A 14,377-nucleotide genomic window follows, 5' to 3' on the forward strand; every position below is an offset into this window, starting at 1 on the left:
AAACTTTAACATTTAAATTCTCACAAATATTATAGTGGAACTGGATTTATATATACCTTTATTTGGTAATTATCATCAATCCATAATAAATGAAAATCACTTATATAGCACTTATATATTTTGCCTGTATAGGAACGCTCTTTTCTCAAAATGAAGCCTCTAAAGAAAGGTATTATAAAGTTTACGATTCTGTAGTTGGTATTGAAAGCATAGATTTACTTAATGGTAAGGTATTTATAGACTATTTAAAATCGAATAAAGATCAGTATCGATTTTTTAAAAGCTTTAATAATTTTAAAGGCTCAGCTGTAATAAAAGAACAGCCTTTTTATAATTTGTCTTTAAAATATGATTTAGTTGAAGACCAGTTGATTTTAAAGCCAAACTCAAAGGTTAATTTTTTAGATATTAAATTAACTTCAAAAAATATTAGCCGATTTACCATTGACTCACATGAGTTTATAAACTTTTTCAATCATTCAGACTTAGAAGACTTAGGATTAAATGGTTTCTTAGAATTAATCTATGAAGGAAACCATCTTAAACTCTACAGCAAGCATTCTAAAATTGAAAAGCAAAAAATAAAGGCAAACAAAACCATTTATATTTTTAAGAAATACACCACTTACTTGTTTGAATACAAAGGCGTTTTTTATGTGATAAAATCTAAAAAGAGTTTTCGAGATATTTTTCCTGAAAAAGAAGCTTACATTAATGATTATTATAAAATGAACCCAAGACTCTTAAAAAACAATCCTGCTCAGTTTTATAAGTTAATAAGTAATGAATTAAATAATCAGCTTTAATAAGATATTCTAAACTTAGAGATATGATAAAAAAGTGTTTTATAGTATGTTTTTTGTTTTTGCTTGTACAGGCTGTATTTGGGCAATCCAATAGTTCAATTACTTTGCAATTAGAAAACAATACATTAAAAGAAGTTATTGAAAAATTAGAGAGCAAAACTTCATATACATTCTATTTTCAAGAAAATTGGTTTTCTGATATCGCTTTAAATAAAGATTATCAAGATGTCAATATAAACACCATTCTAAATGACTTATTAAAAGAAACAACACTCAATTATTATATCCAAGACAACAGAATAATTCTAACCAATAATACAGTTATTAATGAAAAGTTGGCTAGTGGCATATTTAAACAAGACAGCGTTAATATAAATACGAATAATACGATCCTATTTTATAATAAAAACGAAGATGCTAAAAAGGATATAAGCATTATTGGAAAGCAAACGGATAACATAAACAAACCCTTTTTCACTCTTTCTGGTTATGCAAGAAATGAAAATACTAATGATCCAATACAGAATTTAATTATCAGTATTGCTGATAAAGACATACGTGTTACGACAAACAGCAAAGGATTTTATAGTATAGAAGTCCCTGCTGGATTCAACACCATTGAAACTCAACTTTTTGGGTTTGAAGAAACTTTAAATGATGTTATGGTTTACAATAATGGAAGCTTAAATTTAAGTATTCCTGAAGTTGCTGAAACCTTAGATGAAGTTGTTATTGATGCCAAAAAAGATGCTAACATTAAAGAAGCTGTTGTTGGTGTAACCACTATTGATGTGGTTGGTTTAAAAACCATTCCTGTAGTCTTAGGTGAGCGAGATGTTTTAAGAGTAGCTACTTCATTGCCTGGAATTAAAACAGCAGGAGAAGGATCCTCAGGATTTAATGTTAGAGGTGGACGTACAGATCAAAATTTAATTTTACTTGATGATGCTGTAATATACAGTCCTTCTCACTTTTTAGGTTTTTTCACTGCTTTAAATCCGTTTACAACTGGAAGTGTAAATATCTATAAAGGGAGTATTCCTGCGGAATTTGGTGGAAGGCTGTCTTCTGTTTTTGACATCAAAACCAAAACAGGAAATGTAGAAAAATTTTCTGGTGAAGGTTCTATTGGTCCTGTAACGGCTAACTTAGCCCTAGAAGTTCCTATCGTGAAAGAGAAATCCTCTTTAATCACAGGTTTTCGTTCAACCTATTCCAATTGGATTTTAAGAGCAATCGATGAAGAAGATTTAAAAAATAGTGAAGCTTCTTTTTATGATATTATTGCAAAATACAAGCATAACATTAATGAAAATAATGACATTCAAGCGTCTGTCTATTATAGTAAAGATAAGTTTAGTATTACTTCCGATTCTTTATTTAAATATAACAACCTTGCAACTTCTCTAAAATGGGATCATTCGTTTAACAATAAGCATAAAAGCGAAGTCATCTTAGTGAATAGTCAATATAAATTTGACATTGGTTTTGAAGGTGATGCCAATTTAAACTTTGATTTTGGTTATAAGGTTAACGAAACGCAGTTAAAGTTAAACATGAAATACTTACACAGTAAAAAACATAAGTTTGATTATGGTTTAAGCACAAAACTCTACAACATCAATCCTGGAGAAATAAAACCAAATGGCGATCATTCTGATGTTGAACCTTTAACCATCGACAAAGAAAAAGCTTTAGAATCAGCGATATACATAGCAGACAAGTTTGAAGTCAATGATAAACTCTTAATTGATTTAGGCATACGGTATTCCTTCTATGCTGCATTAGGTGCCTCAACTCAAAACGTTTATGCAAATGATGGTCCAAGAAATGAATCGACTGTATCAGAAATTAGAAATTATGGTAAAAATGAATTTATAAAAACCTATGGTGGACCAGAATATAGGGTTTCTTTAAGGTACTTCTTATCGCCTAGTTTCTCTCTAAAAGGAAGCTTCAACAAATCAATTCAATACATTCATTTATTATCAAATAATACAACTGAAGCTCCAACTGATACATGGAAACTTTCCGATTTAAATACTAGTCCGCAACGTGCTACGCAATTTGCTCTAGGCTTGTATAAAAATCTAGACGATAGTGATATAGAACTCAGCTTAGAGGGTTATTACAAAAAAATGAAGGACCTCTTAGATTATAAGATTGGAGCTAACTTAAATCTAAATGAAAACATTGAACAAGAACTGCTTCAAGGTGAAGGAAAAGCTTATGGTATTGAGCTTTTAATCAAAAAGGAAAAAGGAAAACTAAATGGCTGGCTAGCCTACAGTTATTCTAGGTCTTTAGTGAAATTAGATAGTCCTATAGATGAAGAACGCGTAAATGATGGTAAGTACTTTTCAGCAAATTTTGATAAACCTCATGATTTTTCACTTATTGCTAATTACAAATTAACACATCGCTACAGTATTTCTACAAACTTCACCTATCAAACGGGAAGACCTGTAACCTTTCCTATAGCCAAATACACCTTTGCTGGTGAAGAACAAGTTGTATATAGTGATCGGAATAAATTCAGAATACCAGATTATTATAGACTAGATATAGGATTAAATATAGAAGGCAATCATAAAATCAAAAAATTGGCACATAGTTTTTGGAATATTTCGGTATATAACGTCTTAGGGAGAAATAATCCTTATTCTGTGTTTTTTGTGAATGAAAACGGAAAAATTCAAGCCTATAAAACATCTATTTTTGCTGTACCAATTCCTACTATAACTTATAACTTTAAGTTTTAAATTATGAAAAAGAAAATCATATATAAAATAAACCTTCTTCTCATTTTCACTCTAGCCCTTTGTTGTCGAGAGCCTTATGAAGTAGAATCGATAACTTTTGAAGATATCTTGGTTGTAGAAAGCACAATAACGAATGAATTAAAACAGCAAGTCGTTAAACTTTCTAGAACTTATATTCTAGAAGAAAATGAGTCTATAACCGAAAACAATGCCACTGTTTGGGTCGAAGATAACAATAGTAATCGATTTGATTTTTCGCAGAATGCTGATGGTGAATACGTTTCTGATATAGCATTTCAAGCGGTTCCTGATTTAGAGTACACTCTATTTATAAACACTCAAGATGGTAATGAATACGAATCTACACCAAGCATACTTACACCAGAATCCGAAATCACTAATGTATACCCTGAACTTATAACAAATGATGACGGAGAAGAAGGTATTGAAATTTTTATTGATAGTGATAATCAAGATAACGAAGCTCAATATTTTAGATATGAGTATGAAGAGACCTATAAAGTAGTTGCACCTCATTATTATTTTAAAGAAGCCTTTTTTAGTAATTATACTGAAGAAATTATACCTCCAAATACCTTAGTATTTTTTGATGTCGAATTTCAAGAAAGAACTCAAGAGGAAAGAATTTGCTATAACTCAAATAGTTCTATTGGGATTATACAAACGTCGACAAATGACCTCGACTTAAATACTGTATCGAGATTCCCTCTACTTTTTATCAACAAAAACAATGGTGTTATTAGAGATCGCTACAGCATACTAGTAAAACAATTTTCTCAATCTATTGAAACCTATACGTTTTATAATATTGTAAATGAATTAGGTGATATTGGAAGTATTTTATCTCAAAGTCAACCTGGTTATGTTACTGGAAACATTAAATCTAATACTAATCCTAGCTCTAAAGTTATTGGTTTTTTTTCGGTAGAATCTGTAACTTCTAAAAGGATCTACTTTAATTACGAAGACTTCGGATTAGAAAAGCCAGATTATATTTATGACTGTGAGGTCTTAGAATTAGATGCTACAGATAATTTTGTGTCTGATATGGATTTAAATGAAAGACAAGAAATTTATAGACTAGTAACCACATTTGCTGATGAAAATTTCAATTATAATATTACTCAAGAGCAAAGTACTTTATTAAACGACATTTGGTTTATTGCTAATCCTGAGTGTGGTGACTGTACATCAGTGGCCTCAAATATACGCCCAGAATTTTGGGAAGATTAACTATGAATAAAACGATAACATTACTATTAACGCTTAGTTTCAATGCTTTATTTTCGCAAATAAGTATTCAGGAATACAACTTGCTAAAAACACAGATTCCTCAAGAAACTGTTCATTTGCAAGTCAATACTAATGTTGTATTGGCTGGAGAATTTTTAAATTACAAGTCGTATCATATCATTCCTAAAAATCATACGCTAAGCAATATTAGTACCATCAATTATGTCACCTTATTGGCTAGTGACAATACTGTGATTTTTAATCATAAATTATTGGTTAAAAACAGTGTGAGTTATGGCGATTTTTTTATTCCTCCAACAATTAAAACAGGACATTATAAGCTTATTTCTTATACCAATTGGACCAGAAACAATGTTGAAAATCCATTCTCTGAAGTCGATATATTTATCATAAACCCTTACAGTACTGAATCCGCTAATCATGAATCAAACATCAGTGAAGACATTGTAGAGGTATTAAACACAGAAGCTTTAAGCAGAGATCTTATTTCTGATGAAAACTTAAAGATTAGCTCAAATAAAATCAATTATAGGTCAAGAGAAAAGGTTGAAATTACAATTACAAATACCTATACAAATTTAAAAAATGCGTCTATTTCTGTTCGAAAAACAGATTCTGTAAAGGTTATAAACAAGAAAGTCGAGCATCCAAAAACAACTAATTATGCACCAACAACTTACTATTTACCAGAATTAAGAGGAGAACTAGTTTCAGGAAAAATCACATCTAATAATGGCGCATCGCTAAAAAACAAATCCATATCGCTTTCCATAGCTGGAACCCAACATTTTATATTTAAAAATGTAACGACAAATGATGCTGGACAATTTCATTTTACGATCAATGAAAACTATAGTCATCCTAGTGCTTTTGTACAAGTTCAGGAATTAAATGCTGAGGATTATGCTATTGAAATTTATGAAAGTACATTTCACCCAAAACAATTAAAGTTTAATCAACTTCTTTTAAACGAAAACATAAAAGATTGGGTAAAAAACCAAAGCATCAATAATCAAGTTGAAAATGCATATTATAATGTAAAAACAGATAGTATTATAGCAAGAAACTATAAAACTTCTTTTTATGATCCACTTGCAACGACATATAAATTAAATGACTTCACAAGATTTAAAACCATGAAAGAAACATTTATAGAGGTTATACATGGTGCTGCAATAATAAATGAAACTTTTGAAGTTAGAGATTTTAATAACACATATGTTAAAGCGACAGCATCAAAACACCCTTTAGTACTAATTGATGGTGTTTTAATAACAAATCATAGTGACGCTATAAACTATAATCCCTATGATGTAGACACGATTAGCCTTGTTGAAGGTCAATATACTTATGGATCTAAAATTTATAATGGTATTATATCTTTTAAAACTATAAAGAATGAATTCAATTTAAATTACATAAGCAATAAAGGTGATTTTATTATAGAAACACAATTGCAAAAACCAGAAGAAGAAAAAATATACTACAGTCCAAATTACGACCTAAATGATTCCGCTTTAAAAAGAATTCCAGATTTTAGGAATCAATTATTATGGCTACCAAATATTGAATTAGATACAAATAAAAACAACTTCTCGTTTTTTACTTCTGATAATTCAGGAACCTATGAAATTATAATTGAAGGCTTTACAAAAAGCGGAAAACACATTAAAGCGAATACTTTTATAACTGTTAATTAGTTGGATATAAAAAAGAATCGATTAATTCAAAAGTGATTTCTCCGTTAGCTTCAATATTATATTTTAGAAATAATTCACCCCAATACTCGCCATCATTAAAATTGGTAATCACCCATTTATGATTTAAGACTCTTACGGCGTTTACAATCATTTTCCCGTTTTCAGTCATAGGAGCATAAGGAATTAAAGGATGCGGTTCGGCTCTTAAATTTAGCTCGTATAATGTTTCCTCAATAAGCGCAATAACTTGGTCACTTTCATAACCTCGCTTTTCTATATAATTTAAGGCCTCTTCAGAATAACCAAGCGTAAATTCAGATAAACCAAAAGCCCTATCACCTATATCTCTAACAGAATCTTTATACTTTACAATTTTCGATTTATAATCTTCAATTTTAGCAGCATTAGCTTCGTGAATGTTCTTTGAGTTTACATATTGAAAAACAATAAGTAAAGCAGCAAAAATAAACAAGTACATAAATATTTTATTCTTCATAAGTATAATTTAAAGGTTAATGGTTAGTCCGTCGAACGCTAAAAAAACGTTTTTTGGAAGTATTTGTTGTACATCATCATGAAAGCCCATTAAGTGACTAATATGTGTTAAATAAGCCCTTTTAGGCTTTACCCTATTAATAAATGCTAATGCTTCATCTAAATTAAAATGAGAAATGTGCTCTTTTTTTCTAAGCGCATTAACTACCAAAACATCTAAGTTTTGAAGCTTTTCAATTTCGGCATCCTCTACAGTTTTCATATCTGTCAAATACGCAAATTTATCAAATCGAAAACCAAAAACTTGTAGTTTATCATGGAAACCATTAATAGGTACTACAGGCAAATCATTTAGCCTAAAAGGCGCGTTAATAATGGTATGAGCCTTAACACCTGGTGCTCCTGGATATTTGTTTTCAGTTTCAAAAATATAATCAAAACGCCTACGAAGTGCATTAATAACTCTTTGATGACCATAAATTGGAATATCGCCTTGCTTAAAAAAGAAAGGTCTAATATCATCTAATCCTGCGGTATGATCTGCATGCTCATGTGTAAATAAAATACCATCTAATTGAGTCGCATTTATTTGAAGCATTTGCTGTCTAAAATCTGGCCCACAATCTATTACATAAGTATAATCATTCCAGCGAATACAAACCGAAACACGTAAGCGTTTATCTTTAGGGTTTTTACTTAAACAAACTGGATGATCGCTTCCAATTACTGGAATGCCTTGTGAAGTTCCTGTGCCAAGAAAAGTGATTTTCAATGCTGTAAGATTTTATAACAAAAATAAGTTTATTTTTTTGTTTGGTATACTTATTTAATACCTTTGTTATTATTAGGATAAAACCAAATTTAGATGGAGATAACCATTAAAGGTGACAAAGAGTTTGATGAAATTCCTTCGTTAAAAACGAAAGCACTTCGTATTAATTTAAATGAAAACATTTACGGAACCTTTGCCGAAATTGGAGCAGGTCAAGAAACCGTACGTCAGTTTTTTAGAGCTGGTGGTGCCTCAGGTACTATAGCAAAAGCCATGTCTGCTTATGACAAAGCCTTTAGTGATGCGATTTATGGTATAGAAAACGATAAGCGTTACGTTACAGAAGCGCGTTTACGCAAGATGTTAAATCATGAAGTTAAACTTATTGAAGAACGTTTAACACGTGACATTCATCCTAATAAACTCTTTTTCTCCTACGCAAATACTGTAGCGACTATTGATTTTGCTAAAAAATTTAAAGGTCATGGCTGGGTTGGTATTAAATACCAAATAGAGCCTGATCAAGATTATAATGAGATTATTCTGCATCTACGTTTTAAAGAAAATGATGCACGTCTTCAACAAGAAACCTTAGGTATATTAGGAACTAACCTAATTTATGGTGCTTTTTATAAATACAATGAACCAAAAAAATTATTAAAATATTTATATGATCATTTAGATAAGGATCAAATTGAAATTGACACAATTAATTTTGCAGGTCCAGTTTTTGAAGATGTTGATAATCGATTAATGAGTTTGCAGCTGGTAAAAAATGGTATGACAGATGCTGTCATGTTTGCTCCAGATGGAAATAACGTTTTACCTGCACGAGTACTATATAAGAAAAACATTCTTGCACTTCGTGGAAGCTTTAGACCAGTAACTAAAGTGAACATGGATATGTTTCATAAATCTTATGACATGTTCTTAAAAGAAAATAAAGTAGATGAAGAAAAAACTCAAGTGGTTTTTGAAATTACTTTATCTAACCTTCGTGCCGAAGGGGAAATTGATGAACAGGATTTTATGGATAGAGCAAAATTACTCTGCTCTCTAGGGCAAACGGTTCTTATTTCTAATTTTCAAGAATATTATAAACTCGTCGAATACTTCTCTCAATATTCTAAAAACAGAATGGGATTAGCAATGGGTGTGAATAATCTTGTCGATATTTTTGATGAAAAGTACTATCGTCATTTAAGTGGTGGAATTTTAGAAGCCTTTGGAAAATTGTTCTTTAAAGATTTACGCGTGTACTTATACCCAATGCAAAATGAAGATGGGACTTTAACGACAAGCGAGAACTTAAAAGTTCATCCTAGAATGAAAGAATTGTATAAATTCTTTAAGTACAATGGGAAAGTAGTCGATATTACTGATCATGACTCTAAAACATTAAATATATTCTCTCGTACGGTTTTAAAAATGATTGCTGATGGTGAACCAGGTTGGGAAGCCATGCTCCCTGAAGGAGTTTCAAAAATTATTAAAGAAAAAAGCTTATTTAGCTGTGAAACAGAAGAATTGTTTCATGACGAATAATTGATTTGATATAAACTAAAAAGCGACCCATGGGTCGCTTTTTTTTATTCTAATATTTGCTGAGTATGTATTTTAGCTTTGACTTTGTCTATCACCCTTTCAATGATACCGTTTTCATTAATAACAAAAGTCACACGATGAATACCATCAAAAGTACGTCCCATAAACTTCTTTGGTCCCCAAACTCCAAAAGCATTAATCACTTCCTTATCAACATCTGCGAGTAAAGGATAAGGAAACTTATATTTTGCTTTAAAATTACTTTGCCTTTTCTGTGAATCTGCACTAACACCTAAAATAGAATATCCTGCATCTTGCAAGGCTTTATAGTTTTCTCCTAAATTACAAGCTTCAACAGTACAGGTTGGTGTGCTGGCTTTTGGATAGAAAAAAACAACTAATTTTTTTCCTTGATAATCTTCAAAAGAGATAGATTGACCTTGTTCATTAAAAGCTTTAAAATTTGGAGCCTTATCTCCTACTTTAAGTGTCGTCATATTTTTTAACTTTGTAATACAAATGTACAATTAATGAACAAACAAGAAAAAGTAGATTTTATAATTTCTACATTAAATACCCTTTATCCAGAAATTCCCATTCCATTAGACCATAAAGACCCTTATACCTTACTAATCGCAGTATTGTTATCTGCACAAAGCACAGATGTTAGAGTAAATAAAATCACACCTCTTTTATTTAAAAAGGCTGATAATCCTTATGATATGGTAAAATTGTCTGTTGAAGACATTAGAGATATTATCAAACCTGTTGGATTGTCACCTATGAAAAGCAAAGGAATTTATGGCTTATCAAAAATTTTAATTGAAAAGCATGATGGAAAAGTGCCTCAAAATTTCGAAGATTTAGAAGCATTACCAGCTGTTGGTCACAAAACAGCTAGTGTTGTTATGTCTCAAGCTTTTGGGGTTCCAGCATTTCCTGTAGACACACATATTCATAGACTAATGTACCGATGGGATTTAACTAATGGAAAAAATGTAGTTCAAACTGAAAAAGATGCAAAACGTTTATTTCCAAAAAACCTTTGGAACGATTTACATTTGCAGATTATTTGGTATGGACGAGAATATTCGCCAGCTCGAGGTTGGGATTTAGAAAAAGATATTATTACAAAAACTATTGGGAGGCAATCAGTTTTAAAAGCATATTATAAAAAAAAGTCCTGATGACTATTCAGGACTTTTTCAAAGTTTAGTTTAGAAGCGCTTCAAACTTCAATTTATTACAATTTATAACACTTAAAGCCTTAGAGTAACTAAGAAGAAAATCTATCGTTTCTTTCTTAGGGTTCATATTAATTTGTTTGTTTTTGGGGTCTTTAGAGTAAAGTTTTTCCATTTATTAATTTTATTGGTTTACTTTACTAACGCAACAAATTATATATTATTGTTTAATTGGTTAAAATAATATTATGCTTATCAATTATCTTTCTCATATTTATTAACGCATAACGCATTCTTCCCAATGCTGTGTTTATACTAACACCAGTTTTTTCTGATATTTCTTTAAAACTCATATCATTATACATACGCATCACCAAAACCTCTTTTTGGTCTGCTGGTAATTCTTCAATAACACGTCTAACGTCACGCTCTACCTGCTCTTTAATAAGCGATTTTTCAGCATCTAAAGCACTATCGCTTAGCACAGAGAAAATACTAAACTCACCACTATTACTAAATTTAGGCATTCTGTTATTCTTTCTAAAATGGTCGATAACCAAATTATGAGCTATACGCATAACCCAAGGTAAAAATTTACCTTCTTCATTATAAGCACCACGTTTTAATGTTCTTATCACTTTTATAAAAGTATCTTGAAAAATGTCTTCAGCTATATCTCTATCGTAAACTTTAGAATAGATAAAACTGTAAATACGTTGTTTGTGTCTAGTAATTAGAATTTCTAATGCACTTTCGTCTCCTTTAATGTAGTTACTAACCAGAGTGGCATCAGTGATAAGCTCTTTTTTCATAATCATTACTTTTTTGCATAGAAGATAGACTTCCAGCTTGGGGTTAAAATTTAAAAAGTAATGCTCAGCTTATAGGCTAGTTTTTTAGTTTATAGAATGTTATGAGGTAAATATAACAACAATCATTCCTAAAATGCAAAAAAAATATGATTTTTTTAACAACAAATTGCACAATAATCTATTTTTTATGCTGAAATATATGAAGTATCTTTGCAAGATTATTCTCGTAAAAAGCTTATGATTACTAATATTTCTGAAGTAAATCCTAAAACAAACATCATCATTAAAGGTGCAAAATTGCATAACCTAAAAAATATTGATGTTGTGATTCCAAGAAATAAACTCGTGGTCATAACTGGCTTATCTGGTTCAGGAAAGTCTAGTTTAGCATTCGACACTCTATATGCTGAAGGTCAAAGACGCTATGTAGAAAGCCTTTCTAGTTATGCTCGACAATTTTTAGGCAGACTTAACAAACCTAAAGTAGATTACATCAAAGGCATTGCTCCAGCTATTGCTATTGAACAAAAAGTAAATTCTACAAACCCACGCTCAACCGTTGGAACTTCTACAGAAATTTATGATTACTTAAAATTACTATTTGCTAGAATTGGAAAAACATACTCTCCAGAATCTGGAAAAGAAGTCAAGAAGGATACAGTTGCAGATGTTGTTAACTTTGTAAAATCTTTTCCTGAAGGCGAAAAACTTCTTCTTCTCGCTCCTATTCATTTAGAAGATGGTCGCGCCATGCAAGACAAGTTAAAAGTCTTAAATCAGCAAGGATATGCAAGAATAAAAGTGAAAGATGATATCATACGCTTAGATGAATCTCAAAATATTACTGAATCAGTTAAAGATCTTTTTCTTGTCGTAGATCGAATTATCACTAAAGAGGATGAAGATTTCCATAACCGATTGGCAGATGCTGTACAAACAGCTTTTTTTGAAGGTAAGGGCGAATGTTATATCGAATCGTTAAACGACAATAAACAACAGCATTTTAGTAATAAATTTGAGTTAGACGGTATCACTTTTTTAGAACCAAATGTGCACTTGTTTAGCTTTAACAACCCTTATGGCGCATGTCCTAAATGTGAAGGTTATGGTGATATAATTGATATTGATGATGATTTAGTAATTCCAAATACTGCGCTTTCAATATATGAAAATGCTATTTTTCCTTGGCGAGGAGTAAGTATGAGTTGGTATAGAGATCAATTAGTAAATAATTCACATCATTTCGATTTTCCTATACATAAACCCTATTTTGAACTAAGCGGAACACATAAACAATTAGTTTGGGAAGGCAATTCCTATTTTGAAGGTCTAAATACTTTCTTTAACGAATTAGAAAGTAAAGCCTATAAGATTCAGAACCGTGTGATGCTCTCACGCTACAGAGGAAAAACTAAATGCAAAGCCTGTAACGGAAAGCGATTACGCAATGAAGTAAACTATATTAAAATTGCAGGTGCAACTATTACTGACTTGGTTGAAATGCCTTTAAATAAATTAAGCCAATTCTTTAAACAATTAGAACTTAATAATTATGATACCCAAATCGCAAAACGCTTATTAAAAGAAATTAATAATCGGCTTTCGTTTTTATCAAATGTAGGTTTAAATTATCTCACTTTAAATAGAAAATCTAATACCTTATCTGGAGGTGAAAGCCAGCGAATTAACTTAGCAACCTCACTTGGCAGTAGTTTAGTAGGCTCTATGTATATACTGGACGAACCAAGTATTGGATTACACCCAAAGGATACCGAACGCCTTCTTTTAGTTCTAAAAGCGCTTCGAGATTTAGGTAATACTGTAATTGTAGTTGAGCACGATGAGGACATTATGAAAGAAGCTGATGCCATTATAGATATTGGACCAGAAGCTGGAACCTTTGGTGGACATGTGGTAGCAACTGGAACATTTCAAGATATATTAGCTTCAAATTCGTTAACAGCTCAGTATTTGAATGAAACTCTTAAGATTGATGTGCCTAAAAAACGCCGCACGTCTAAATATTCTGTTGAAGTCATTGGTGCTCGTGAAAACAATCTCAAAAATATTGATGTAAATTTCCCTCTTGGTATGCTAACCGTAGTTACTGGAGTTTCAGGAAGTGGAAAAAGTACTTTAATTAAAAAAATATTATTTCCTGCCATACAAAAGGAACTTACTGGTTTTGGTGATAAACCTGGACAGTTTTCAGAATTAAAAGGAGATTATTCTAACGTAAAGCATATCGAATTTATCGATCAGAATCCAATTGGGCGCTCTTCACGTTCTAATCCAGTGACTTATGTGAAAGCTTATGACGATATTCGTGCGTTATATTCTAACCAGAAGCTAAGCAAAATTCGTAATTATCAAGCCAAGCACTTTAGTTTTAATGTTGATGGCGGACGTTGTGAAACTTGTAAAGGTGAAGGTGAAGTTACAATTGAAATGCAATTTATGGCTGATGTTCATTTAGAATGTGAAACCTGTAAAGGAAAACGTTTTAAAAAAGAAGTCCTCGAGGTCAATTTTGAAGGTAAAAGTATTGATGATATACTTAACCTTACTATTGATGATGCTATTGCTTTTTTTACTGAACATCATCAAACAAAAATACAAGCTAAACTTCAACCTTTACAAGACGTTGGTTTAGGCTATGTTACACTCGGACAAAGTTCTTCAACCCTTTCTGGTGGTGAAGCACAACGTATTAAATTAGCCACTTTCTTAGGTAAAGGTTCAAGGCAAGAAAACGCTTTATTTATTTTTGACGAACCGACGACTGGACTCCATTTTCACGACATTAAAAAACTATTAAAATCATTTAATGCTTTAATAGAAAAAGGGCATTCTATTATTGTGGTTGAACATAATTTGGAACTCATAAAATGTGCCGATTATATTATTGATTTAGGTCCAGAAGGCGGAGAACCTGGAGGTCAGCTTGTCGCCTCAGGAACTCCTGAAGACCTAGTAAAAATTGAAGCTTCAGTTACTGGGCAGTATTTAAAAGAAAAACTATAGTA

Annotated in this window: 12 protein-coding genes; 7 read left to right on the forward strand and 5 right to left on the reverse strand. The window is 31.2% G+C overall.

What is annotated here, in order from left to right:
* Positions 1-89: 89 nt before the first annotated feature.
* The 4 genes from ACFS5M_RS08310 to ACFS5M_RS08325 are packed head-to-tail and all read left to right on the forward strand — an operon-like array spanning position 90 to position 6,543.
* Positions 90-806: a hypothetical protein gene (locus ACFS5M_RS08310; protein ID WP_183487793.1), complete on the forward strand. Its 717-nt coding sequence runs from the start codon at positions 90-92 to the stop codon at positions 804-806.
* Positions 807-829: 23 nt separating this feature from the next.
* Complete coding sequence (locus ACFS5M_RS08315; RefSeq protein ID WP_183487795.1) at positions 830-3,568, forward strand: TonB-dependent receptor; 2,739 nt, start codon at positions 830-832, stop codon at positions 3,566-3,568.
* Between the two features lie 3 nt (positions 3,569-3,571).
* Positions 3,572-4,822: a DUF4249 domain-containing protein gene (locus ACFS5M_RS08320; RefSeq protein WP_183487797.1), complete on the forward strand. Its 1,251-nt coding sequence runs from the start codon at positions 3,572-3,574 to the stop codon at positions 4,820-4,822.
* Between the two features lie 2 nt (positions 4,823-4,824).
* On the forward strand, positions 4,825-6,543 hold the full coding sequence (locus ACFS5M_RS08325; protein WP_183487799.1) for a hypothetical protein: 1,719 nt from the start codon (positions 4,825-4,827) through the stop codon (positions 6,541-6,543).
* On the opposite strand, the gene ACFS5M_RS08330 is transcribed toward ACFS5M_RS08325, so the two are convergent.
* Both ACFS5M_RS08330 and ACFS5M_RS08335 read right to left on the reverse strand, forming a co-directional pair.
* The gene (locus ACFS5M_RS08330; RefSeq protein WP_379898527.1) at positions 6,536-7,039 is read right to left on the reverse strand and encodes a hydrolase; all 504 of its coding nucleotides are present in this window, start codon (positions 7,037-7,039) and stop codon (positions 6,536-6,538) included. The genes ACFS5M_RS08325 and ACFS5M_RS08330 overlap by 8 nt on opposite strands.
* A gap of 9 nt (positions 7,040-7,048) precedes the next feature.
* Positions 7,049-7,810 (reverse strand): MBL fold metallo-hydrolase, encoded by a 762-nt coding sequence (locus ACFS5M_RS08335; protein ID WP_183487801.1) that lies wholly within the window; start codon positions 7,808-7,810, stop codon positions 7,049-7,051.
* Positions 7,811-7,903: 93 nt separating this feature from the next.
* Between ACFS5M_RS08335 and ACFS5M_RS08340 the strand changes: the two genes are divergently transcribed.
* Positions 7,904-9,355 (forward strand): TonB-dependent receptor, encoded by a 1,452-nt coding sequence (locus ACFS5M_RS08340; protein WP_183487803.1) that lies wholly within the window; start codon positions 7,904-7,906, stop codon positions 9,353-9,355.
* A 44-nt stretch (positions 9,356-9,399) separates the two neighbouring features.
* Here ACFS5M_RS08340 and bcp read toward each other — a convergent pair whose 3' ends face one another.
* Positions 9,400-9,852 carry a thioredoxin-dependent thiol peroxidase gene (gene bcp / locus ACFS5M_RS08345; protein ID WP_183487805.1) on the reverse strand — a complete coding sequence of 151 codons (453 nt, stop codon included), beginning with the start codon at positions 9,850-9,852 and terminating at the stop codon, positions 9,400-9,402.
* Between the two features lie 33 nt (positions 9,853-9,885).
* On the opposite strand from bcp, the gene ACFS5M_RS08350 reads away from it, so the two are divergent.
* Positions 9,886-10,542, forward strand: a complete 657-nt coding sequence (locus tag ACFS5M_RS08350; protein ID WP_183487807.1) for an endonuclease III domain-containing protein — start codon at positions 9,886-9,888, stop codon at positions 10,540-10,542.
* 25 nt (positions 10,543-10,567) lie between these two features.
* On the opposite strand, the gene ACFS5M_RS08355 is transcribed toward ACFS5M_RS08350, so the two are convergent.
* Positions 10,568-10,714 carry a hypothetical protein gene (locus ACFS5M_RS08355; protein WP_183487808.1) on the reverse strand — a complete coding sequence of 49 codons (147 nt, stop codon included), beginning with the start codon at positions 10,712-10,714 and terminating at the stop codon, positions 10,568-10,570.
* A 52-nt stretch (positions 10,715-10,766) separates the two neighbouring features.
* On the reverse strand, positions 10,767-11,351 hold the full coding sequence (locus ACFS5M_RS08360) for an RNA polymerase sigma factor (RefSeq protein WP_183487810.1): 585 nt from the start codon (positions 11,349-11,351) through the stop codon (positions 10,767-10,769).
* 237 nt (positions 11,352-11,588) lie between these two features.
* Between ACFS5M_RS08360 and uvrA the strand changes: the two genes are divergently transcribed.
* Positions 11,589-14,375: an excinuclease ABC subunit UvrA gene (gene uvrA, locus ACFS5M_RS08365; RefSeq protein ID WP_183487812.1), complete on the forward strand. Its 2,787-nt coding sequence runs from the start codon at positions 11,589-11,591 to the stop codon at positions 14,373-14,375.
* The last annotated feature ends 2 nt before the right edge of the window (positions 14,376-14,377 follow it).

It is taken from the genome of Lacinutrix iliipiscaria, from assembly GCF_042686125.1.
Taxonomy (GTDB): domain Bacteria; phylum Bacteroidota; class Bacteroidia; order Flavobacteriales; family Flavobacteriaceae; genus Oceanihabitans; species Oceanihabitans iliipiscarium.

Excerpts from the sequence above, each read along its gene's own strand:
- ACFS5M_RS08310 (WP_183487793.1), top strand. The coding sequence starts at position 90 with ATGAAAATCACTTATATAGCACTTATATATTTTGCCTGTATAGGAACG.
- ACFS5M_RS08315 (WP_183487795.1), top strand. The coding sequence starts at position 830 with ATGATAAAAAAGTGTTTTATAGTATGTTTTTTGTTTTTGCTTGTACAG.
- ACFS5M_RS08320 (WP_183487797.1), top strand. The coding sequence starts at position 3,572 with ATGAAAAAGAAAATCATATATAAAATAAACCTTCTTCTCATTTTCACT.
- ACFS5M_RS08325 (WP_183487799.1), top strand. The coding sequence starts at position 4,825 with ATGAATAAAACGATAACATTACTATTAACGCTTAGTTTCAATGCTTTA.
- ACFS5M_RS08330 (WP_379898527.1), bottom strand. The coding sequence starts at position 7,039 with ATGAAGAATAAAATATTTATGTACTTGTTTATTTTTGCTGCTTTACTT.
- ACFS5M_RS08340 (WP_183487803.1), top strand. The coding sequence starts at position 7,904 with ATGGAGATAACCATTAAAGGTGACAAAGAGTTTGATGAAATTCCTTCG.
- bcp (WP_183487805.1), bottom strand. The coding sequence starts at position 9,852 with ATGACGACACTTAAAGTAGGAGATAAGGCTCCAAATTTTAAAGCTTTT.
- ACFS5M_RS08350 (WP_183487807.1), top strand. The coding sequence starts at position 9,886 with ATGAACAAACAAGAAAAAGTAGATTTTATAATTTCTACATTAAATACC.
- ACFS5M_RS08355 (WP_183487808.1), bottom strand. The coding sequence starts at position 10,714 with ATGGAAAAACTTTACTCTAAAGACCCCAAAAACAAACAAATTAATATG.
- ACFS5M_RS08360 (WP_183487810.1), bottom strand. The coding sequence starts at position 11,351 with ATGAAAAAAGAGCTTATCACTGATGCCACTCTGGTTAGTAACTACATT.
- uvrA (WP_183487812.1), top strand. The coding sequence starts at position 11,589 with ATGATTACTAATATTTCTGAAGTAAATCCTAAAACAAACATCATCATT.